General features: G+C 56.8%; 19 protein-coding genes and 1 tRNA gene. 9 read left to right on the plus strand and 11 right to left on the minus strand.

The window, feature by feature from the left end; translation table 11 throughout:
* The first annotated feature begins 107 nt into the window (after positions 1–107).
* Positions 108–713 carry a Uma2 family endonuclease gene (locus tag EI77_RS11680; protein WP_133795435.1) on the plus strand — a complete coding sequence of 202 codons (606 nt, stop codon included), beginning with the start codon at positions 108–110 and terminating at the stop codon, positions 711–713.
* Positions 714–739: 26 nt separating this feature from the next.
* Here the strand turns inward: EI77_RS11680 and EI77_RS11685 are convergent, their stop codons facing one another.
* From EI77_RS11685 to EI77_RS11700, 4 genes are all read right to left on the minus strand, one after another.
* Positions 740–1,177: a PIN domain-containing protein gene (locus EI77_RS11685; RefSeq protein ID WP_133795436.1), complete on the minus strand. Its 438-nt coding sequence runs from the start codon at positions 1,175–1,177 to the stop codon at positions 740–742.
* Between the two features lie 200 nt (positions 1,178–1,377).
* The gene (gene rseP / locus EI77_RS11690) at positions 1,378–2,895 is read right to left on the minus strand and encodes an RIP metalloprotease RseP (RefSeq protein WP_133795437.1); all 1,518 of its coding nucleotides are present in this window, start codon (positions 2,893–2,895) and stop codon (positions 1,378–1,380) included.
* Between the two features lie 138 nt (positions 2,896–3,033).
* Positions 3,034–4,140 (minus strand): hypothetical protein, encoded by a 1,107-nt coding sequence (locus EI77_RS11695; RefSeq protein WP_133795438.1) that lies wholly within the window; start codon positions 4,138–4,140, stop codon positions 3,034–3,036.
* Positions 4,141–4,336: 196 nt separating this feature from the next.
* A complete protein-coding gene (locus EI77_RS11700) occupies positions 4,337–4,753 on the minus strand; it encodes a molybdenum cofactor biosynthesis protein MoaE (RefSeq protein ID WP_133795439.1) in 417 nt (138 codons plus the stop codon).
* Between the two features lie 84 nt (positions 4,754–4,837).
* Between EI77_RS11700 and EI77_RS11705 the strand changes: the two genes are divergently transcribed.
* The 4 genes from EI77_RS11705 (at position 4,838) to tal (ending at position 7,838) form a co-directional block, all read left to right on the plus strand.
* The gene (locus EI77_RS11705; protein ID WP_133795440.1) at positions 4,838–5,224 is read left to right on the plus strand and encodes a globin domain-containing protein; all 387 of its coding nucleotides are present in this window, start codon (positions 4,838–4,840) and stop codon (positions 5,222–5,224) included.
* Complete coding sequence (locus EI77_RS11710; RefSeq protein WP_133795441.1) at positions 5,221–6,156, plus strand: 2-hydroxyacid dehydrogenase; 936 nt, start codon at positions 5,221–5,223, stop codon at positions 6,154–6,156. The genes EI77_RS11705 and EI77_RS11710 overlap by 4 nt, the downstream gene beginning before the upstream one ends.
* A 45-nt stretch (positions 6,157–6,201) precedes the next feature.
* Positions 6,202–6,795 (plus strand): hypothetical protein, encoded by a 594-nt coding sequence (locus tag EI77_RS11715; RefSeq protein WP_133795442.1) that lies wholly within the window; start codon positions 6,202–6,204, stop codon positions 6,793–6,795.
* A gap of 89 nt (positions 6,796–6,884) precedes the next feature.
* Positions 6,885–7,838, plus strand: coding sequence for a transaldolase (gene tal, locus EI77_RS11720; protein ID WP_133795443.1), 954 nt, complete (start codon positions 6,885–6,887; stop codon positions 7,836–7,838).
* Positions 7,839–7,954: 116 nt separating this feature from the next.
* Here the strand turns inward: tal and EI77_RS11725 are convergent, their stop codons facing one another.
* From EI77_RS11725 to EI77_RS11755, 7 genes are all read right to left on the minus strand, one after another.
* Complete coding sequence (locus tag EI77_RS11725; protein WP_133795444.1) at positions 7,955–9,922, minus strand: exo-alpha-sialidase; 1,968 nt, start codon at positions 9,920–9,922, stop codon at positions 7,955–7,957.
* Between the two features lie 219 nt (positions 9,923–10,141).
* The gene (locus EI77_RS11730) at positions 10,142–11,593 is read right to left on the minus strand and encodes a phospholipase D-like domain-containing protein (RefSeq protein WP_133795445.1); all 1,452 of its coding nucleotides are present in this window, start codon (positions 11,591–11,593) and stop codon (positions 10,142–10,144) included.
* Positions 11,594–11,704: 111 nt separating this feature from the next.
* Positions 11,705–12,607 carry a prepilin-type N-terminal cleavage/methylation domain-containing protein gene (locus EI77_RS11735; RefSeq protein ID WP_133795446.1) on the minus strand — a complete coding sequence of 301 codons (903 nt, stop codon included), beginning with the start codon at positions 12,605–12,607 and terminating at the stop codon, positions 11,705–11,707.
* 286 nt (positions 12,608–12,893) lie between these two features.
* A complete protein-coding gene (locus EI77_RS11740; RefSeq protein WP_133795447.1) occupies positions 12,894–13,727 on the minus strand; it encodes a hypothetical protein in 834 nt (277 codons plus the stop codon).
* 111 nt (positions 13,728–13,838) lie between these two features.
* Positions 13,839–14,177 (minus strand): hypothetical protein, encoded by a 339-nt coding sequence (locus EI77_RS11745; RefSeq protein ID WP_133795448.1) that lies wholly within the window; start codon positions 14,175–14,177, stop codon positions 13,839–13,841.
* Positions 14,178–15,007: 830 nt separating this feature from the next.
* On the minus strand, positions 15,008–15,841 hold the full coding sequence (locus tag EI77_RS11750) for a HEAT repeat domain-containing protein (protein WP_133795449.1): 834 nt from the start codon (positions 15,839–15,841) through the stop codon (positions 15,008–15,010).
* Positions 15,842–16,201: 360 nt separating this feature from the next.
* Positions 16,202–16,273, minus strand: a tRNA-Arg gene (locus tag EI77_RS11755).
* 75 nt (positions 16,274–16,348) lie between these two features.
* Between EI77_RS11755 and EI77_RS11760 the strand changes: the two genes are divergently transcribed.
* The 4 genes from EI77_RS11760 (at position 16,349) to EI77_RS11775 (ending at position 20,799) form a co-directional block, all read left to right on the plus strand.
* Positions 16,349–17,791, plus strand: a complete 1,443-nt coding sequence (locus EI77_RS11760; RefSeq protein ID WP_133795450.1) for an aminotransferase-like domain-containing protein — start codon at positions 16,349–16,351, stop codon at positions 17,789–17,791.
* A 72-nt stretch (positions 17,792–17,863) separates the two neighbouring features.
* Positions 17,864–18,112 (plus strand): hypothetical protein, encoded by a 249-nt coding sequence (locus tag EI77_RS11765; RefSeq protein ID WP_133795451.1) that lies wholly within the window; start codon positions 17,864–17,866, stop codon positions 18,110–18,112.
* Between the two features lie 52 nt (positions 18,113–18,164).
* Entirely contained in the window at positions 18,165–18,572 is a 408-nt protein-coding gene (locus EI77_RS11770) for a hypothetical protein (protein ID WP_133795452.1), read from the plus strand.
* A gap of 106 nt (positions 18,573–18,678) precedes the next feature.
* Positions 18,679–20,799 (plus strand): TonB-dependent receptor family protein, encoded by a 2,121-nt coding sequence (locus EI77_RS11775; protein WP_166647201.1) that lies wholly within the window; start codon positions 18,679–18,681, stop codon positions 20,797–20,799.
* The last annotated feature ends 61 nt before the right edge of the window (positions 20,800–20,860 follow it).

A 20,860-nucleotide genomic window follows, 5' to 3' on the forward strand; every position in this document is an offset into this window, starting at 1 on the left:
TTTGTGGCGTGATGGCTATGGGGCGGACTTGGGGGGAATCGCATCACTCGGAGAGTGATGAATACTGTACGGCTTGCGGGATTGGTGAGAAGGGGTAATTTAGGGGTATGATTGACCTGCTGACTAAGCCCGCTTTTCAAAAGCGTGCCCTGCCATTATCGGTGGCGGCGTGGCATGAGATGATCGCCAAGAACATGGTGCCGAAGAGGTCGGAACTCATCCGGGGAGTGATTGTTGAGAAGATGCCTAAATCCATTCTGCATGTGAAACTGGTGGGGCGGCTGTTGCAGTTGCTGCAAACGTGGGTCGGTAGTACGCATTGGGTGCGTAAGGAAGACCCCCTCACTTTGGCTGACTCGGAACCGGAACCGGATGTTTCAGTGGTGTCAGGGAGTGAAAGTGATTATGTGGCTCATCCTGTCACCGCACTTCTGACGGTGGAGGTCTCGGTATCTACGCTGGAGGAGGACCGGGAGATGGCGGCTATTTATGCTGAGGCCGGGGTGGTTGAATTTTGGATCGTCAATGCGCGGCAACAGTCCATTGAAGTTTATCGGGAACCGACGCCAGCGGGCTATGCTCGTGTGGAGAGCGTTTCGCTGGAGGGAACGCTTGTTTGCGGGAGCCTGCCAGGGGTGACGGTGGCGGTGAGGGAGCTTTTCGACGGGTTGGTACCTGGAGAACAGGTGGATGGGGCAGTCCAGGAGAGCTGATTGAGGGATGTGGGGGAGAGCTCTTACTATGGCTGAACTTTCAGCCCTTGAGATTCTGCGAGCATACGCTGGTTTTTATCAAAGGTTAGCAGGCCATCGGCTTTGAAGATTAAGGCAGCAGAGATGTGCAGGATGTCCAATGCGCGGCCTATGGAAGATGTTCCCGAATGAGCGCTGATGCGATGGGCCTGGGGAAACCATTGATGTTGAGGTGCGTCTTTTCGATGCAGGTAACCCTCCAAAGTGGCTCGATGAACCCCAGCGATGGCCAGGGTCATTTGTTGCTCGGAAAGCCGTTTCCCCGCAACGGCAGCACGCAAAGCCGTTTCGGCTTCCAAAACAGACAACCTCGTGATCAGTAATGGAAAATCAGTGCATTTTCGCAGCCAAGCTTTGGCTTCGGCGGTGTTGGTATCTTCGCCAAAGGCGGACACCAGAAAGCTGGCATCAGCATACCAGATCACGAGCGTCGGAGAACAAGCACCGGATTTTCAGGAAGCTGTTCCTGCGCAGGCAGTTCCCGGTTCAAGAGCCAGGACAAGCCAGAAGCGTCGAGTTTTGAATTTTTGAGAACCTTACGAGAGGCAGTCTTCGACTTGCGAGGAAATGAAGATACCGATTTCATAAACTAAATTACGCGCAGCAACCTTGGTGCGTCAAATGTTCAGTTCGTGTCGGGCCGTTGATCCTTGGGCAGCCATTTGAGTTCTTCGGAGGGGTTGGGTTTTTTGTTGCCGCCGCCGATGAAGATGTCTCCGAGGTCTTTGAAGGTGACGAAGAAGATGAAGCCGAAGAGGGTGAGGGCGCAGGCGGTCTGGATCCATTCGAGGGCGCGGGAGTGGAGGGGCTTGCGGCGGATGGCTTCGGCGATGGCCATGGTGATGTGGCCGCCATCGAGCACGGGGAAGGGCAGCATGTTCATGATGGCGAGGTTGATGTTCAGCACGACGCTGAACCAGAGGATCTGGAGGAGTGCAGCAGGGTCCTGGAGGAGGTTGTAATACACACGGCCAATGCCGACGGGGCCGCTCATGTGGGCAGGGCTGATGTCGGAATTGCCAGAGACCAGTTTGCTGATCATGCTGAACATGCTACGGGCAGCGTCGGAGATCTGCTCGGACACGGGAGGGTAGGCGAGCTTGCGCTCTCCTGTGGCGTGCCATTCGATGCCGACCATGGGGCGGTCATATTCCGGCGGGGCTTTGTCGGGAATACGAGGGGTCAGGGAGACGGTCAGCTCAACCGATTGGGCGGTTGTTGCTTTTTTGTCTGTGCGGCGAACGAGGACCTGGACGGATTTGCCACCTTTGTCTTCGAGGTATTCGCGCAACTGAACGGGGCTGAGCAGGGGAATGCCATCAACGCTGAGGATCTCGTCATTGGGCTGCAGGCCTGCATCGGCGGCGGGGCTGTTTTCCTGGACGGCACCGACCATGGGGGTGGATTTGCCCATGATGCCGACTTCACGGAGGACGGGGCGTTCGAAGATGCTTTTCCACCAGGAGCTGGGCTTTTTGTCCACATCCGGCCACAGGGCGGAGACGGGGATTTTTTTGATGCCTTCACCGGGACGGTCCACTTCAAAAAGGATTTCGGTGCCCTCGCTGGCGATGACGCCCCAGCGGACGCTGTCCACAAACCCTTCAAAGCGGCGGATGGGGAGGCCATCGATGCTCTTGATGACGTCACCGGCCTTGAGACCGGCTTTGGCGGAAGGGCTGTCTTCAACAACGTAGCCGATGGTGGTGGTGACGAAGGCTTCGGACTGGGGTTTGCCCAGCCAGCTAACGAGGAGGGCGAAGACGCAGGCGAGGCCGAAGCTGAAGAGGGGACCGGCGAAGGCGACGATCATCTTGTCCAGCGGCTTGATGGGCGGAAGAGGCTCTTCGGAGGTGGATTCCCCTTCAATGGTGCCCATGGGGGCCATCTGGGGGAGTTTGACGAAACCGCCGGCGGGGATACTGCCAAGGCCGTATTCGACGCCGTTGATGGTCTTTTTCCACAGGGGCTTGCCAAACCAGATGTAGAAGGCTTCCACCTTGAGTCCACGCCAGCGGGCGGCGAGGAAATGGCCCCATTCGTGGACGAGAATCATCAGGTTGAAGACGAGAAGGACTTCAAAAATGAGGATGATGATGCGGAGCACTTCACCAACAGTGCCGAGAGAGGAAAGCCATTGCATAGGAATGAAAGTCTATACGCACCACTGCGGTGCGCGGATGGGAAGCTAACATCCCACATCACAAGGGCAATCAGCCAATGGTGATTTTATAGATTTTCCAGATGGAGTCTTTTGCCGCGGAGCAGGGTATTCCTGCCATTAGCGCCGCCGGGCGACCATGAGGCTGGTGGTGGAGCGGTTATATAGGTAACCGAAGCCAAAATCCACGGGCTGTACCCGGTGCTGTCCGCTGTAATAGGCTGCGGTCAGATCCGGCTGCTGCTGGCTGAAGATGCCCAGGGTGCCCTGGTAGTTGCCGTATAGATCCACAGTGAGGCCGGCATTGACAAGATCCCGGTAAGGTACGCCGGAGGGATCCTGGACAATGCCGGGGGTGAAGCGGGTGAGATAGGTGCGGATATTGGAAAAGCCGCTGTCATGCATGAGGTAGGAGGCGCTTTTCACCAGGGCGGGTGGATAGCCCTGCTTGGCCACAAAGGTAAGGAAGGCCCCGCCCGGCCGGGTGCTGCCATTGGACAGGTCCTGGCGGAAATAGAAGAGGCGCTTCATGCTGCCCATGCTGGAGCGGAAGCGGATCATGAGACCGGGAGCTGCACCACCCGTGACACCAGCCAGGACGGGGGTGCCTGTGCCGTCTAGTTGCACAATGTCCACACTTTCCACCGTGGCTCCGGTGCGGGCGAGGAAGGCCAGAAGGACGGGCAAGGTGCCACGGAAGCGGGTGGACTGGAGGTCATTGCGCATGTCCTTGGTGACGAAGTATCCGGCATCGGTGATGCTGCTGAGGGAGTTTCGCAGTCCGTCGAGGCCCAGGGCGACTTCACCGGGACTGAGGGTACGCAGGTCTGGCAGAGGTTCCGCAGGCTCCAGACCGCAGAGGATGTAGGTTTCCGCCAAGGGGAAGATTTCATTGGCGAAGAGGAAGTCCGGGCCGCTGAAAGGATAAAACAGGGCACGGTGACGTTGGAGATCGCCGATTTCCAGGGCAGCCCAGGCGCGGATTCTTTCCCCGCGTCCTCGTTCGTGACGGCTCCACATGGCATTCATCTGCTGCTGGTGATAGGGCCAGGCGGAGGAATCCCGGACGGCGGCAAAGGCAGTCTGCCCTGCATAGGCCTCCATGCCGGCGAGCATGCGAGCGACGTCGTTGATGGCGGAGGCACGGATGGGGACATTCAATTCGGCAGCCCCGGTATAGAGAGGGCCCTGACCAACGGATTCAGCCCGTTTCACAGTGGCTGACACGCCCTCCTCAGGAAGTTGACAGCCCGTGAGCAAGAAGCTGAGGGCGGCTAAGCAGGAAATCGCGCGTTTGGAGAAAGCGGGAGGCATAGGAGCCTGAATGTATCAAGAGCCGTGCCTTCTCAAAGTTCCCATTGAAGCAGGTGCCTGCGTTTATTTCGACTCCGTTTAAAGGTTATGAAAATTCAGCAAAACATTTTTAGTCAGGTTGATCATCAGCCTCGGTGATCTTTGGCGGTGGGCTAAAAACGGGTTTTTTCCAAATCGGGACTTGGGTTTTGATTTCCTTCAAATACCAGCGGCAAAGGTCAAAGGCTTCCGCGCTGTGCTTGGTGCGGACGAAAATGAGGATGGAGGGTTCTGCGGCTGCTACGAAGCCGAGGCGGTGCTGAATGAAGACCTGATGCGGGCCGAAATCCTGGCCACCCTGGGCGATGAGCTGCTCCAGCATGCGGGAGGCCATGGGTAGATAGGCGGAGTAATCGATGCCGGAGATGTCGCGGTCGGTTTCCAACTCGCGGACGATGCCGAGGAAACGCACCTCAGCCCCCTGCCCAGGGCCAAAAGGGGAGGTGGCATCGGGGATGGGGTCTGAAGAAAGGACGAAGGGGGGCATGGGCAGAGGGATTCTCTACACTTGGCTTGCGCAAAATCTATCCTGGGCTGGAAATGACCGTGAGTCTGGCCATGAGTCTGCCCCATGGATTCTGTGGGCAATCTTTATCATGAAGTGGGCGAGGAACGCCTGCGTAAGCTGGTGACGGCTTTCTATGCACGCGTGCGTGGCGATGACCTGATCGGCGCGATGTATCCGCCGGGAGACTGGGAAGGGGCGGAAAAACGGTTGTCGGATTTTCTGATCTACCGTTTTGGCGGTCCCCAGACTTATATCCAGGAGCGTGGGCATCCACGGTTACGGGGACGCCACATGCCCTTTGCCATCGGAGTGGCGGAGCGGGACCGCTGGCTGGACCTGATGGGGGCAGCGATGCGGGAGGTGGAATTTCCGGTGGAGCATGTGCCTGCCATTGGGGCCTTTTTTGCACAGACGGCGGATTTCATGCGCAACCGGGAGGAACCTGCATGAAACCCGCTGCCCTCCTCCTGGCCCCGGTGCCTGATTTTTTGACAGATCCTCTAAGTGAAGTGTGCCAGGTGCATGACTATTACCATACGGAGGACAAGCAGGAGTTGCTGAATGCGGTGGGGCCACAGATCCGTGCGGTCATCATGTACGGTGCCAGCATGGCCTCGGACAAACTGCTGGACCGGCTGCCAGCGCTGGAGATCATCAGTGTCTATGGAGTGGGCTATGATGGCGTGCCGCTGGACTATTGCCGGAGACGCGGCATCCATGTGACGAACACCCCGGATGTGCTGACGGATGATGTGGCAGACATTGCCATGGGGCTGGTGCTGATGACGAGCCGACGGCTCGCGGTGGCGGAGCGGTTTGTGCGGGCAGGGCAGTGGCTGGAGGGGACCTTTCCCCTTGCGCATGCACTGAGGGGGAAGACGGCGGGCATCGTGGGGCTGGGGCGCATCGGCAAGGCCATTGGCGAGCGGCTGAGTGCGCATGGAATGAAGGTGGCGTATCATGGCCGGACGCCGCAGGCAGTGGATTACCCATACTGTGAAAGTGTGACCGGCCTGGCTGAGATGGCTGATTTTCTCATCGTGGCATGTCCAGGGGGGCCGGGAACGAGGCACTTGATCAATGCGGAGGTGCTGGCAGCCCTGGGGCCTGAGGGGACGCTCATCAACATTGCACGTGGGAGCGTGGTGGATGAGCAGGCTCTGGTGGAAGCTCTGGAGACGGGGGCCATCCGAGGGGCGGGGCTGGATGTCTTTGAAAAGGAGCCGGAGATACCGGCAGCGCTGCTGGGGAGTGACCGGGTGGTCCTGCTGCCACATGTGGGCAGTGGCACTCACGAAACACGACGGGCAATGGCGATGCTGTGTGTGGCGAATGTGGCAGCACATTTTGCAAATGAGCCGCTGCTGACGCCGGTGAGTTAAAAAGGCGGGTTGTCAGATCTGCAGGCGGGCTGCAAACTGGAGGGGATGAAATTCTTACTCGCCGCACTGCTCGCTGCCATCATCTCCTTTGCCTGGGGATTTGTGTCCTGGATGGTGATGAGCTGGCATGACCAGGGCATGCATGATTTCAAAGATGAAGCCGCCGTGAGCGAGGTCATCAAGGAAAACTCGACGCATGGTACCGGACTTTATGTGCTGCCGTATCCCAGAAAAGCGGTGTCCTATGCAGATCCAGCAGAGCAGAAAAGACTGGAGGCAGGCCATCGAAAAGCGAATGATGAAGGGCCGTATATGTATGCGATCGTGCGGCCGGGCCGGCATGACTGGAACATGAATGCAAACCTGGGGTGGAGCTTTGGTAGGTCCCTTCTGGCGGCGCTGATCCTGGGTGCCCTGCTGCACCAGACGGTGCTGGCTTTTCCTGCCAGGCTGACGTTTTGCGCAGCGGCGGGGCTTTTCGCGGGTGTGGTTTGCATCCTGCCGCAGATGGTGTGGTTCGAGCTGCCTCAGCGGGATGTCATCGTGGGGGTGGCAGACTACGTCATCGAGTGGACTCTGGCTGGCGTCGTGCTGGCGCTTTTTCTGGGAAAAGAGCCGACCGACCGGGACCTGAACTGAGGGGTTTTACAGGTTCAATTTTCCCCAAAAATCACGCCGCTTGCATCCAGGCGGCTTGGCTTTATTCTGACGACCCCAATTAAGAAAGTATGAATCAGCTCGATCAGCTCAAGCAGCACACCACCGTCGTGGCAGACACTGGCGACTTCGAGGCCATGAAGGCCTATAAGCCCCAGGACGCCACCACCAACCCTTCTCTCATTCTCCAGGCTTCGCAGAAAGCTGAGTATAAATCGCTGGTGGACCAGGCCATCGCTGAGCACAAAGGCAGCTCCCTGTCTGGCGCAGCCAAGGTGGAATCCATCATGGACCGCATCCTGATCCTCTTTGGGGTGGAGATTTTGAAAATCGTGCCAGGACGCGTTTCCACAGAAGTGGACGCCCGTCTTTCCTTCGATACCCAGGGGAATGTGGACAAGGCCCGTCACCTGATCAGCATGTATGAGAAGGAAGGCATCGGCCGTGAGCGCGTGCTGATCAAGATCGCCTCCACCTGGGAAGGCATCAAGGCTGCAGAAATCCTTCAGAAAGAAGGCATCAACTGCAATCTCACGCTCCTTTTCAGCCTGGCTCAGGCCGTGGCTTGTGCGGAAGGCGGCATCAAGCTGATCTCTCCTTTTGTCGGCCGTATTCTGGACTGGCACAAGAAGAGCACGGGCAAGGACTACGGTCCGACGGAAGATCCCGGCGTGGAATCTGTGACGCAGATCTACAACTACTACAAGCACTTCGGCTACAAGACGGAAGTGATGGGCGCAAGCTTCCGTAACAAGGGCGAGATCACTGAGCTGGCCGGTTGCGACCTGCTGACCATCAGCCCAGGACTGCTGGGTGAACTGGCTGCCTCCGACGAAGCCATCACCGCCAAGCTGAACACGGAAAACGCGAAGTCCCTGAAGATCGACCGCATCGGCAGCGATGAGAAGACCTTCCGCTGGCTCTTCAACGAAGATGCGATGGCCACTGAAAAGACGGCTGAAGGCATCCGCAACTTCGGCAAGGACATCGTGAAGCTGGAGAAGCTGATCGAGGCCGGTCTGTAAGACGGAAGCGGGTTTCGACCCGGTTCTACAGGCGATAAAATTTGAGCGCGATCCCGCAAGGGATCGCGCTTATTTTTGATCATGGGGGAGGATGCAGATTCTCTCCAAAAGGCGGGTTATTCGTCGAGGCCGTATTGGAGGATGAAGCTGAGCATTTTCTCAGATTCGAAGAAGCCGGGGTCGTATTCGTGGCCTTTGCCAGGGATGGTGATGAGTTCCATCTGGCCGCCGAGGGCTTTGTATTTTTCAGCTAGGGCGGCGCTGTTGGCTTCGATAGGGACGACGACATCGGAGTCGCCATGGATATGCAGGATGGGGATTTTAGCGGCGGCGATGGGGGCGAGGCGCTCCACTGGGGTATGAAGGGAGATTTGCCTACCGAGCTGGTCCGGGGTGAGTCCATAAGCGGGGGCGGCACGCTCAAGTCCGGGGTAGCTGCGGAGGTCGCACACGGTGTAGATGCCAGCGATGCACTCGATCCATTGGGGGTGATCTGCGGCGAAGTTGTAATGATTGAGACCTCCGCGACTCTGGGCGATGAGGGTGACCTTGGGGGCGAGCTGATAGTGTTGACGAAGGTGATGGTAGAAGGTGGTGAATTGCTCGCGGCTTTTCGGGTTGGCGAAGGTTTCACCCACGTAAAGACCGACGACGTAGAAGCCTTTATCGAGAAGGCGCTGAATGAGCCAGGTATTGCCCGTGCCTGGGTTATTACCAATGGTGGGGGCATACCAGGCCCAGGGGCGGGTGCCGTTGGCGGCAGGTTTGGTGGGATGAAGGACAAAACCTTCGACCCCGGCGACATCGAAGTCATCACGTTGGGTGCCGAAATCGATTTTGCCATTGAGGGGACCTTTGAGGGAGTCCTTGCCATTGCTGACCCATTCGAGATTAAACCGGGCGATGGTGAGGTGGGTATAGTAGGTGGATTTTTTCTGTTCGATGCCGGATTCAAGTCCGCGCTCATAGAGGCAGAGGGCATCTCCGCTGGGGAGGACGGCAAGGTCGCTGTAACCGCCGTAAGTGGCCTCGAGGGTTTGGTTAAACTTCCAGGTTTTTCCTTCGTCCTGGCTGAGCTTGATGGAGAGGTTGCGGCGGTCGCGGGGCTTGCCTTCGGCTGCTTTGCCATCCAGGCGATCGAGGTTATGGGGATTGGCAAAGAGGATGCGGTTTTTATCTGCCGCAGGGCGCATGGAATAACGAACGATGCTGCCCATGCAGATAGGCTCCAGGAGCTTTTCATCAAAGCGGGGCTTGGCCCAGGATTCGCCACCATCGCGGCTGAGATTGATGAGGCGGCGATGATTTTTGGATTCGGTCCGGGCATTGATCATGACGGTGCCGACGAGGGTCTCGACAATGCAGGTTTCATTGGGATAAACCCACTCTGGGGTGTCTGGAATGGCGACGGCCCCGCGCTGCCAGGTGGTGCCGTGGTCGTCGCTATAAATGGTGGCGGTGATGGAGGGGCGATGGGCATGACCGCCGGTGCCGAGTGAGAGCCAGACGGGGACGATGAGGCGCCCGGTGCGAAGCTGGATGCCATGTGCAGGGCCGGTGGCGAGGATCTTCCAATCGTAATCTGGAAGGAATTTTTCGAAGGTGGCGGTGATATCCACGGGCTCTGTCCAGGTGACGCCTTCATCATCGCTGCGGATGTAATAACAACGGGCGTATTCGAGGCAGTACAGGAGATGGACGGAGCCGTTGCGGTCGGCGAAGGCGACGGGGTTGTTGGCGGTGTTGTCCCCAGGTTTGTCCAGGTTTTGGGCGGCGGCGAGGGGATTGACGGGCAGCTCTCCTTTAACCTGGACGATGGTCTGGCGGGGGAGCCAGGTCTTGCCGCCATCGGTGCTGCGGCGCATGACGATATCAATGGGACCCCAGTCGCCTTTGCCTTCCTTGCGGGCTTCGCAGTAGGCGAGGGCGGTGCCTTTTTTGGTGACGATGATGCCGGGGATGCGGTACAGGGCGTAACCGTCTTTGCCAGCTTCGAAGAGATCCGTTTTCTCAAGGAAGGGCTCGGCAGCCGGGGCGGTGCTGGCGATAAGGGCGGCGAGCAGGGACAGGAAGTGGCGTTTCATGGCAGGGTGGGGTCTGGAGAGGAAACGGCAGATGCAAAGAGGTGTGGCTGGTTAGAGTAAATAACCAGCATGCAAAACCGGTGGTCGGAGCGAGGGAGATTTTTTACAGGATGGACAAGATGGCAGGATTAACAGGATTTGAAGATGAATGGGAAGGATATATTTTATTTAATGATGTTTATGGATATTTGTGAAGCGGTCAAATGAGAGGCGGGAAGCTTACAGGACGGGGATGAAGAGGCGGGCGAAGCCGTTGCGGAGACGGTGGGGGAGGGGCAGGGCTTCGAGAAGGGCAGGGGTGACTTCGGTGCACTCCTGGAGACGGACATCGAAGATGGACTGGAGGCGGGCGCTGAGCTGGGTGGAGCGGCAGGCGAGGTTGAACTCAAAGTTAAGCCGCAGGCTGCGGGGATCCCAGTTGGTGGAGCCGATGCAGCTCCAGGTGTTGTCGATGAGGAGGAGCTTGGAGTGATCAAAGGGGGCCTGGGATTCGTAGATGCGGCAGCCTGCTTCGAGCAGTTCCGGATAAAGGGTGCGGGCGGCCCATGCGACGAAGGGGATGTTGTTTTTGGCAGGGGTGATGATGGTCACGGCAATGCCACGGCTGGCGCAGAGCTTCAGCGCGGCCATGAGGATGGTGGTGGGCAAGAAATAGGGGGTCATGATGCAGACGCGATCATGGGCTGCATTGAGCGCGGCAAAGAGGGCGACAGGCATGACCTCCAGGTCCTCATCTGGACCGTCCACGATGCCGAGGGCGTGGGTTTCACCGGTGGGGGTGATCTGGGGGAACCAAGCGGGGCCTTCGATCAATTCCCCTGAGCAAAAATGCCAGTCCTCTGCAAAGACACGCTGCATCTGGCCAACGACGGGGCCGGTGATGCGAAAATGGAGGTCGCGCACGGGGTGGGAGGGGCTGCGGGAGATCATGTTTCCCTCGCGGATATTCATGCCGCCTGTGAAGCCGATGTGGCCGTCCACGATGAGGATTTTTTTATGGTTGCGGAGGTTCATGCTGAGCAACCGGAGGATGAAGTGGTTGGGCATGAAGCGGCGGACGGGGACGCCTTTTTTCCGCAGGATGCGGGTGACGGGGGGCCAAGAATAACGGGTGCCTGCATCATCCACGATGACGCGCACCTGGACGCCGCGGTCATGAGCAGCGGCGAGGGCGGTGACAAAATCTGCGCCGATGTGATGGGCCTCAAAAATGTAGCTAGAAAGGGAGACGCTGGTCTGGGCACTGTGGATGGCCTGAAGCATGGCGGGCATGGCTTCATCCCCATTGATGAGGGGCCCTACCGCATTGCCAGCGGCAAAGTGAAAACGGGAGATGCGGTCCAGGGTGATGGCCAGGGAGCAATCGCGGTCAGCCAGGACGGGGTCGGTCTCGTTAAAGGCGGGACTGGTGGGGAGAGGATCCCGGTAGGCAGGGCCGATACTGCCACGGTAGTCGCGACCTTTCCGGCGGACAAAGTTGATGCCCAAGACGCCATAAAGGCAGGCACCGACGAGGGGGGAGAGGAGGATGAGGGCAAACCAGAAGGCAGCGGAGCGGTGGTCCCGGTGATGGGTGAGCAGATGCAGCAGAGCCGTCAGGCTGAGAGCGAGGGTCAGAATGGCGAGGGAGATGGTCCCCCAATGCCATTCAAGGATCACGTAAGACAACATGGCTGCATCATGTGGGGGAAAAGCGGGGTGTGCAGCAATAAAAAAACGCCGCCAGGAGAAGCTCCTGGCGGCGTTGTGATTTAACCGGGCCTTTTTATGCCCAGGTATGGACTACTGTGGAGGGGCAGGCAGAGCGCCTGGGGCCGCAGGGGCCACGGGGGCACCTGGGAGACCGCCAGCAGGTGGCAGACCGCCAGCAGGTGGCAGACCAGTAGGCAGGCCACCAGGCTGGGCACCGTATCCTGGGGCAGCGGGCAGGCCGCCCGGGGCACCCGGGGCACCTGGGAAGGTGTTGGGGTCGTTGGTGTAGCTACCGCCACCTTTAGGGACGATGTTCAGGATCTGCTGCGGGGCATTGGGGCTGGCCATGGTGAACATGTCAAAACCACCGCCGAGAAGGCGAGGACCGACGGAGGCACCCGTGCGGGACATGAGCTTGACGGTTTCCACACTGGCGTCGTTTTTGCCAATGAGGATGGTGCCACCCTGCCAAGCGCGACCGGCGACAGGCTTGCCAGCGGCGTCACAATTCCACTGTGGAGGCCAGCCTGCGGCGGCTGGATTCTCAAACACGATGGGCATGATGCTGGAGCTGGTATTGGACTGGCCCTGGGTGAGCGCCCAGTGGTTTTCACCGGCGACGAGCGCCTGGTCATAGGTGGGAGCGATGCCGATGTTTTTATCTGGCATGAACATGCTGCCTGGGCAGCCGAAGATGGTTTCATCCTGGACAAGGCCTTCCTGGACAAGGGCGCGGAAAGCGTCATTGGAGGTCAGGGGCACGCTGCCTGTGACTGGATTGGTCACGGAATCTGGATAGAGACCGTTGTTGTCCGAGGCATAGGAAAGCATCAGACCGATGATCTGACGGCAGTTGCTGCCGCCTTTCATCTGGTTGGCCTTGACGGTGATCAAGTTATAAGTAGGGACCGCCAAGCTCGCGATGATCGCGATAATGGTGATCACCACCAGGAGTTCAATGAGGGTGAAACCTCGTTGGAGTGCTCTTTTCATAGTAGTAGTGCGTTTATGGGTTGGATTATGATGTTATGTGTCACCCCATCCGAAGACAGGCTAACAGTCTGATTATGACAAACTTGAGGGCCTAAAGGCGAGAAAAATCTTTTTGGGAGCGGTTTGCCGTCGCCAGGGAAGCGCGGCTGTCTGTTGGAGGAAACTGGGATGCCTTTTTCAGGAAAGCCGGGGGGGCGTACTGGGAGATGATGCGGGGCAAAAGGCATAATGTGAGCTGAGCCCAGGGCGCTGAGGCAGTTTGCATGTGAATGCCGGTGCGACCCGATCAGTTACGCTTCTTGAGCGTCAGCCATAGCAGGGCAGTTGCTGCAAGGCTTGTCACAAGGACGATGCTCCATGGCATGGGGTCGTGCTGTTCTCTGGCTTGTGGCTCGAACTGAGGTGTTCCTGGTATGGAAGAGTGCTGGGGCTGCGCTATGCTGCTAACGGATGGAGCGGAGGAATATGACGCCGCAGCAATACGAGCCTCAATCTGTGCAAGTGCCGTCACGGCGGTTTCGTAAAAGCGGCTTTTGGTTCCTGGTAGAGGCTTGCGCGTTTTGGCATATTCTCGCAGTAACTCAATACTTGAGGAGTCACCGATCCTCCCAAGACTTGCAGCCGCTTCCTCAGTGAGATCGGCATGCAATGGCCCACCGTTGGTATCGGAGAGGTAGAGCGATAATAGCTGTTGATTCTCATTTGAAGGATAGTGTCCAAGAAACGTTAATCCTAATCTTTTGAAGGTTGAGCCACCTGGGTCGGCATTACGATTCAACAGCATCTCCAGTTTCTTGCGGACAAAACCCTGCTCGCTAATGGATGCATCCGTTCTTTGGGAGAGTATTCCCCAAGTACGAGTGTAGCCATCCCATTCCTGCTCAGTTTCAAGGTGATTGGCTAATTCAAGCAATGCTGGTGTCAAGCCGGGTGTGGTGGTCAGAAGCTTAAAGCCCTTTTCATTGTCTGTAAACAAAGCTTCATAGCTACCCGAGCAAAGATTGGCGAAATACAGCCTCACTTGCGGCGGCACTGATGCGAAGTGTTGGAGCCTCTGAGGCTCCACTCCGCTCAAATTCAGCCCTGTCATAATGAGAGCCATTAAAGTGAGGGATTTCATGGTCGGTAAGATTCAGGATACGATGCCGTACCGTAGCCCATATTGGTCATGAGATGAGGAATGGACTCCGGCTCGGGAGGAGCACCAGGTCCGTCTTATTCATTATCATGTTCATTGAAAGCTGGAACTGAAGAATACTTTTGAGGTGTCAAAACTTGGCTGGAGTAATTCTATTAAGGTAATCATCCCGGCGCGGGGTACAGTGTGTGAAGGAATGTTTGCCGCAGACAAAAAATTCATAAAGACGGACTTGTTGCCTATTTGCTCAGCAGAGAACTCTCCTCCTGCTGAGATGAATATGACGGCAGAGCCTAATGAATCATTAAGCTGTTGAGTAAAGGCTAAACGACTTATTAGGCTAAGAGCGTCAGGTTTGTAAATTAGCGAAGAGGCTTTTGGCAATGATTTTGAAAATGCAGCCTCCATGACCTTGTTTTCGGGTATGTTCATCTGCAATAGAGTAAGCACCAATGAACTCTCAATTTTTTTGGATGTGTAATAACAATGCCATCGAGACTCATGTCTTCATTTTTGATTTCTATAAGCATATCAAAAATGTCTCGCTTCAGAGGAGGAATAGATTGAAGCAATTGATTTAATTTATGGTGATTTTTTTGATTTGATTCAAGTGTTCGCGCAATGCGATATAATAAAACTCTTCGGATAGCATCACCAAGAAGATAGTTTATGTAGCAGCCTTCAGCTTCGATTTTTATCAATGCGGCCGTGGCATTGCGAGTCCATATATCGAGTTCTCATCCTGGTCGGAGGCTTTGTAGGCCCCTGCACAGGCAGTCAGGACAATATTTGCCAAAGATAGGACGTTATCTCGATCTGACTGTGCTGCAATATTTAGGTCTCGGCTATCTGGAAAATGAATCCATCGCGGTTGCTCTATTTGTCCAATCCATTAAAGTGCACTAATAGATTGATTTTGTTTAAACTGATCGTTCCGCCATCTCAGTTTATTGGTCGAATCTTGTGCGCTAACAATAATTGGCAGCAGCATATATGTTAAATAAACGATAGTTTTTGTCATGTTAGTCAGTGTAATAAAAAGGATGCCCCCCTGCCACCCGCAAATGAAGAATGGGGCCACCCACCCCACTGTGGCAGCTAGTAGGAAAAGCCAGCGGGCTAGGATGGTCCAGGTGGTAAGTTTCAATGCCATAAGGGCGCAGTAGGGTTGGTTTGTGTCTCGCTGCGATTATGGGGAGCGAAGCTGGGAGACTTTTAGAAGCAATAAAAGGGTGTTCAGGAAGGTGTGAGAGTGGGGCTGATCACTTGCGCTTCTTGACCGTCAGCCATAGCAGGGCAGTTGCTGCAAGGATTGTCACAAGGACGATGCTCCATGGCATGGGGTCGTGCTGTTCTCTGGCTTGTGGCCCGTGCTGCTGTGTTCCTGGTGCGGAAGAGTGCTGGGGCTGCGCTGTGCTGCTAGCAGATGGAGCGGAGGAATATGACGCCGCAGCAATACGAGCCTCAATCTGAGCAAGTGCCGTCACGGCGGTTTCGTAGTAGCGGCTCTTGCCTCCCGGCGCTGGCTTGTGTTTCTCAGCATACGCTCGTAATGCTGCAATGCTGGATGCTGTGCCGATTCGGCCAAGGCTTTCGGCGGCTTCTCTCGTTGTATTGCCTCGTAATGGACCGCCGTTGGTATCGGAGAGATACATTTTCAAAATCCGCTCATTCTCGGGCGATGAGTAGTGGCCGAGAAGAGTTAAAGCGCAATCTTTGAATGTTGTCCCTCCGGGGTCAGCGTTTCGATTGACCAAACCTTCCAGCTTTGACCTTACAAACAGTTGCTCACTTTCGGTCGCATCGGTGCGCTGAGCCAGTAGACCCCAAGCCCTCGTGTAGCCGTCCCATTCCTGCTCAGCTTCGAGACGATTAGCCAGTTCGAGCAGTACTGGGGTCAATCCAGGCGTGCTAGCAAGCTGGGTGAAGCCAAGCTCATTGTTGGCCCACAATGTCTCATACTGCCCCAAGCAAAAGTTGGTGAAATGAAGCCTTACTTGCGGCGGGACTGCTGGAAAATGATTAAGGCTCTGAGGCTCAATCGCATGCAGGTTTAGCCCCAGGAAGATAACAGCTATTGTAAAAACGGAATTCATAGCGGGGTTTAGCTGGTTGTGGATAGCATAGTTTCCTAAATCATATAGAGCCTGCTTGGTGTCATTAACTTCCTCGGGTGGTGTCTTGGAATACCGCATCAGATGATGGCTGAATTGGAATGGTAAGAGGATAAGCTGTCAGGGGTGCGATCTACCTGATGCTGGTATGATCCGACAAAGAATGCACGATTCATGGCAGTGGTGAGGATTCCTTGATGCCCTCCCAGTGAACAGGTGAACGAAAGTCGCGTTGAAAAACAAGGTGAAGGGTTTTCCTTCGTGGATCAAGACGGGAATAAAGAGTTGTCTATGTCCATCTTGACGCGTGCCTTCAAAAGGATCCTGCCAATGATCCGCGCGTATCCCCGACAGGAATCGAACCTGTATTTAGAGTTTAGGAAACCCTCGTTCTATCCATTGAACTACGGAGACGCATGCGCTATGCGCAGGGGTTAACATTCAGAGGCTTCGGGTCATGCTCAAGTGTGAACTTGGCCTTTTTTCACCATGGTTTCAGGCATTTCATCAGGTGCGCAGGCGGTGCCGCTCTATCAGGAGGTGGCGGATAAGATCGTGCGCCTGATTGAGGAGGGGGTATTGAGGCCGGGGGAGAGGGTGTCTTCGCTGCGGAAGGTGAGTGAGCAGTATGGGGTGAGCGTGACGACGGCGATCCAAGCTTTCATTTTGCTGGAGGACCGGGGGCTGGTGGAGGCGCGGCCAAAGTCGGGCTTTTTCGTGCGGGTGCCGCGTCCTGTCTTGAGGGAGCCTGCGATGGCGAAGACGCCGCGCGCGATCACGGCGGTGACGGTGGGGGCCTTGCAGTCGCGGTTGTTTGAGGCGGCGATGATGCCTCACATCCTGCCATTGGGCGGGGCGGTGCCCAGCCCTGAGCTGCTGCCGACGGTGAAACTGAACCGTATTTTGGCATCGGTGGCGCGGCGGGCGGGGAAAAGTGGCATTTCCTATGACATGCCGCCGGGGTCTGAGGCTTTGCGACGGGAGATCGCCAAACGGACGATGAATGCAGGTGCAACCATTCTGCCGCAGGAGATCATCACTACCTCGGGAGCGACGGAGGCGCTGATGCTGTGCCTGCGGGCGGTGACAGTACCCGGCAATGTGGTGGCGGTGGAATCGCCGACTTATTTTGGCGTTCTGCATGCGCTGGAGGAGCTGGGTTTAAAGGCCATCGAAGTACCTACTCACCCACGCGATGGCATGGACCTGGATGCTTTGGAGCGGATGCTGAAAACACGCAACCTCGCCGCGTGTCTGGCGGTGCCGACATTCAGCAATCCGCTGGGTGCGCTGATGCCGGATGAGGGTAAGGAGAGGCTGGTCAGGATGCTGGAGGAGCGGCAGGTGCCTTTGATTGAGGACGATGTTTTCGGTGAGCTGCACCATGGGCCGCATCGTCCCCGTCTGGCGAAGGGGTATGATCAAACGGGGAATGTGCTGCTATGCAGTTCTTTTTCCAAATCGCTGGCTCCGGGGTATCGGGTGGGGTGGGTGGCACCGGGGCGTTTTTATGAGCGGATCAAAACGCTGAAGCTGACCAGCACCCTGGCCACGGCGACCCTGCCGGAGCTGGCCATTGCGGAGTTCCTGGCCAATGGCGGATACGATCACTATCTGCGATCGGCGCGATCGTTTTATGCGGCGAATGTGCAGCGGGTGGGGCAGGCGGTGGCGGCGGCATTTCCTGAGGGGACGAAAGTCACGCAGCCTCAGGGCGGGTTCGTTATTTGGGTGGAGATGCCTGCCGGAGTGGATGCGTTGCGCCTACAGGATGATGCACTGGCTCACGAGATCAACATCGCACCGGGACCTATGTTTTCGCCCACGCAGGGGTATAAAAACTGCATCCGCCTTTCCTGTGGTGTGCCCTGGACACCGCGGCTCCAGCAGGCCATCCAGACCTTGGGCAAGCTGGCGCAGCGGCAGTTATAAAAGCGTCTGTATATGAGGGGATAAGCACCATCTGTATCTGGTGGAGCTGTGTGGGTGTGGAAGGGTGGGAGCATGAACCTAGAACTGCTCGCCACGCTGAATCGCGAAGACCTGTATCCGTTTAAAATGCTCGCCTTTGTGGGTATCGCCGCCACTCTGGCGCTGGGGGTTTACTTCTTCAAACACCAGACACGCCTGTTCGGATTCGATGACGAAATCCCCAGTGATACCAGCGGCGGACGTGATTACGGCCGCATGCAGACCTGGGTTCTCTGGTGGGGGATGCTGGCTGTGTTTACCTTCTTTGGCTTTGCTTTGTGAAGGTGATGGAGAGCTGTTGACAGGAAGGCGGTCACTCTCTAGCCTCGCCGCCGTGTCCAGCCAACGAGTCTTCACCTCCCCGCTTCCGCGCTTCGCGCGCTGGATGGTGGTGGGCGTGTTATGCATTTCGTTAGGCCTGCAATGGGCGGTGCTGCAAGGGGTGGCCTGGACGGGGATGTTGATCAGCTATGCGCGTGATGGGTCGCTGATCGAGGCGGTGAGCAAAACTTTTGACGGGGAGCATCCATGTCCGCTTTGCAAAGCGGTGGAGAATGGCCAGAAGCAGGACCAGGAAAAGTCGGCGAATACGCCGATCAAGAAACTGGACGCCGTATTGGTGGAGGTGTTCCACATCGTGGCTCCGGTGCCGCAGGTGATGATTTTTGCCAGATTGAACCAGCAGGGGGAGCGGCGGGCGGATGCCCCGCTGAGAATGCCGCCAAGAACGGGGGCGGCTTAAAGTCACAGCCACCCCAGAGGTGGCCCTTGGTTTCTTTTACCCCGGTGCGGTGAATCGCGTCTGCCATGTGCGGCGTGTTCATGCCCATTCTCCCTTTTCAATCTTTGTGAAACATTCTCTTTCTCTGACCCTGCTTGTCGCGGGTGCCTTGTGGTGCCCCATTGCCTATTCTCAAACAACCGCCCCTTCCGCCACCCTGCCTGAAGTGGTGGTGACGGCGGATGCCAGACCTCAGTCCCTGACCGTTCCTAGTGTGGCGACGGTGAAAAAAGAACTCTCCAAGATCCCCGGCGGGGTCAATGTGGTAGATGCGGAGGATTACAAGCGTGGCCGTGCCACGACGCTGAAGGATGCCCTGGATTATTCCCCGGGTGTGTTTGTTCAGCCGCGTTTCGGTGCGGAGGAATCCCGTATCTCCATTCGTGGTTCCGGTATTCAGCGTACCTTCCACGGGCGCGGACTGAAACTGATGCAAGACGGCTCCCCGCTGAACTTGGCGGATGGTGGATTTGACATGCAGGCCATCGAGCCTCTTTCCGCCCAGTATGTGGAGGTCTTTCGTGGGGCGAATGCTCTGCAATATGGCTCCACCACACTTGGCGGCGCCATCAACTTTGTCTCCATGACAGGTTACAGTGCTTCGCCTGCGCAGATGCGTTTTGAAGCTGGCAGCTTCGATTCCTTCCGTGCACAGATCAGCTCCGGTATGGTGCTGGGGGATGCGGATTATTATGCCAGCTTCACGCACTCTTCTTCAGATGGTTACCGGGACTGGAGCCGCCAGAGCAACCAGCGTTTCTTTGGCAACGTGGGCTACCAGTTGAATGACGAAGTGGAGACCCGCTTTTATGTGACGTATGCGAAAACGGATTCCCAACTGCCAGGCGCGTTGACGCGGGATCAATTGGAGAGCCGTCCTGACCAGGCAAATGCGGGCAGTGTGGCCCTGGAACAAAAGCGGGATTTTGAGCTTCTGCGCATCGCCAACAAGACGACTTTTGGTACGGGTGACAATAAACTGACGGTGAGCAGTTTCTGGTCCTGGAAGGATCTGGACCACCCTATCTTTCAGGTGATTGACCAGCTTTCCAACGACTTCGGTGTGGACGTGCGTTATGACTCGCTGGCGGATCTGGCGGGGCATCGAAACCTCTTCACCCTGGGACTGGGTGCGATGTATGGCCTCACTCAAGACAATCGTTTTGTAAACCTTGGGGGTGAGCGTGGGCTGCGTACGGCTGAAAACCAGCATCAGTCCACGAATGTGGACCTGTATCTGCAAGACACGTTTTATGTGACAGACTCCGTGGCCCTGATCCTGGGTGCACAGGGCAGCTATGCCAAGCGTGATTTTAAAGAGCAACGCATCTTTGGTGCCGACAATACGGATGTGCAGGAATACTGGGGCTTCAGTCCCAAGCTGGGTGTGTTGTGGGAGGTGAATCCGGAGACGCAGGTCTTCTTTAATGTCAGCCGCAGCTTTGAGCCGCCATCCTTCGGTGAGCTCTCCAGTGTGGGGGCAGCCCCTGGGCTGGTGCAGTTGGATGCGCAACGCGGCACGACGATTGAACTGGGCACCCGTGGCCGTGCGGACCGGGTGAGCTGGGATCTGGCTTGGTACTATTCCTGGTTGGACAATGAACTGCTTTCTCTTGGCATTCCCGGGGTGAGCGATACGCAAACGGTGAATGCAGGGCGGACGATCCATCACGGTATTGAAGCGCTGGTGGACATCGATATTCTGCGCGGAATCGTGGCCCCCTGGCAGGATGCAAGCCTGGGCAGTGGCAAGCAGGCAGGGACTGAAGCTGTGAAAGGCGACCGCCTTTTCCTGCGGCAGGTTTATCTGTTCAGTGATTTCCGCTTCGATGGCGACGGCGATTTCGGCAACAATGAGCTTCCCGGCATGCCCCGTCATTATTATCGTGCGGAGCTTCTGTATGAGCATCCTTGCGGTTTCTATGCGGGGCCGAATGTGGAATGGGTCCCACAGGCTTATTTTGTGGATCTGGCAAACAGCCAGAAGGCTGGCAGCTACGCGCTGCTGGGCTTTAAGCTAGGCTACCGGACACCCAAAGGCCTCTCTTTCTTCATCGAAGGCAAGAACCTGACGGACGAGACCTATGCTGCCACCACCGGCGTGCTGAAAACGGCGAATGCCGGCAGCGCTGCTTATTTCCCTGGCGATGGCCGTGCTGTGTATGCCGGCATCGAGTGGAAGTGGTAATCCAGTTTGAAACCGGGGCAGGAGACATGTCTTTGTCTCCTGCCCTCATTTTTTAACCGCC

Origin of the sequence: Prosthecobacter fusiformis (genome assembly GCF_004364345.1) — a bacterium.
In the GTDB taxonomy this organism is placed as follows: domain Bacteria; phylum Verrucomicrobiota; class Verrucomicrobiia; order Verrucomicrobiales; family Verrucomicrobiaceae; genus Prosthecobacter; species Prosthecobacter fusiformis.

Coding starts and splice junctions, on each gene's coding strand:
- EI77_RS11680 (WP_133795435.1), top strand. CDS start 108: ATGATTGACCTGCTGACTAAGCCCGCTTTTCAAAAGCGTGCCCTGCCA.
- rseP (WP_133795437.1), bottom strand. CDS start 2,895: ATGCAATGGCTTTCCTCTCTCGGCACTGTTGGTGAAGTGCTCCGCATC.
- EI77_RS11700 (WP_133795439.1), bottom strand. CDS start 4,753: ATGCCCCCCTTCGTCCTTTCTTCAGACCCCATCCCCGATGCCACCTCC.
- EI77_RS11705 (WP_133795440.1), top strand. CDS start 4,838: ATGGATTCTGTGGGCAATCTTTATCATGAAGTGGGCGAGGAACGCCTG.
- EI77_RS11710 (WP_133795441.1), top strand. CDS start 5,221: ATGAAACCCGCTGCCCTCCTCCTGGCCCCGGTGCCTGATTTTTTGACA.
- EI77_RS11715 (WP_133795442.1), top strand. CDS start 6,202: ATGAAATTCTTACTCGCCGCACTGCTCGCTGCCATCATCTCCTTTGCC.
- tal (WP_133795443.1), top strand. CDS start 6,885: ATGAATCAGCTCGATCAGCTCAAGCAGCACACCACCGTCGTGGCAGAC.
- EI77_RS11725 (WP_133795444.1), bottom strand. CDS start 9,922: ATGAAACGCCACTTCCTGTCCCTGCTCGCCGCCCTTATCGCCAGCACC.
- EI77_RS11730 (WP_133795445.1), bottom strand. CDS start 11,593: ATGTTGTCTTACGTGATCCTTGAATGGCATTGGGGGACCATCTCCCTC.
- EI77_RS11735 (WP_133795446.1), bottom strand. CDS start 12,607: ATGAAAAGAGCACTCCAACGAGGTTTCACCCTCATTGAACTCCTGGTG.
- EI77_RS11740 (WP_133795447.1), bottom strand. CDS start 13,727: ATGAAATCCCTCACTTTAATGGCTCTCATTATGACAGGGCTGAATTTG.
- EI77_RS11745 (WP_133795448.1), bottom strand. CDS start 14,177: ATGAACATACCCGAAAACAAGGTCATGGAGGCTGCATTTTCAAAATCA.
- EI77_RS11750 (WP_133795449.1), bottom strand. CDS start 15,841: ATGAATTCCGTTTTTACAATAGCTGTTATCTTCCTGGGGCTAAACCTG.
- EI77_RS11760 (WP_133795450.1), top strand. CDS start 16,349: ATGGTTTCAGGCATTTCATCAGGTGCGCAGGCGGTGCCGCTCTATCAG.
- EI77_RS11765 (WP_133795451.1), top strand. CDS start 17,864: ATGAACCTAGAACTGCTCGCCACGCTGAATCGCGAAGACCTGTATCCG.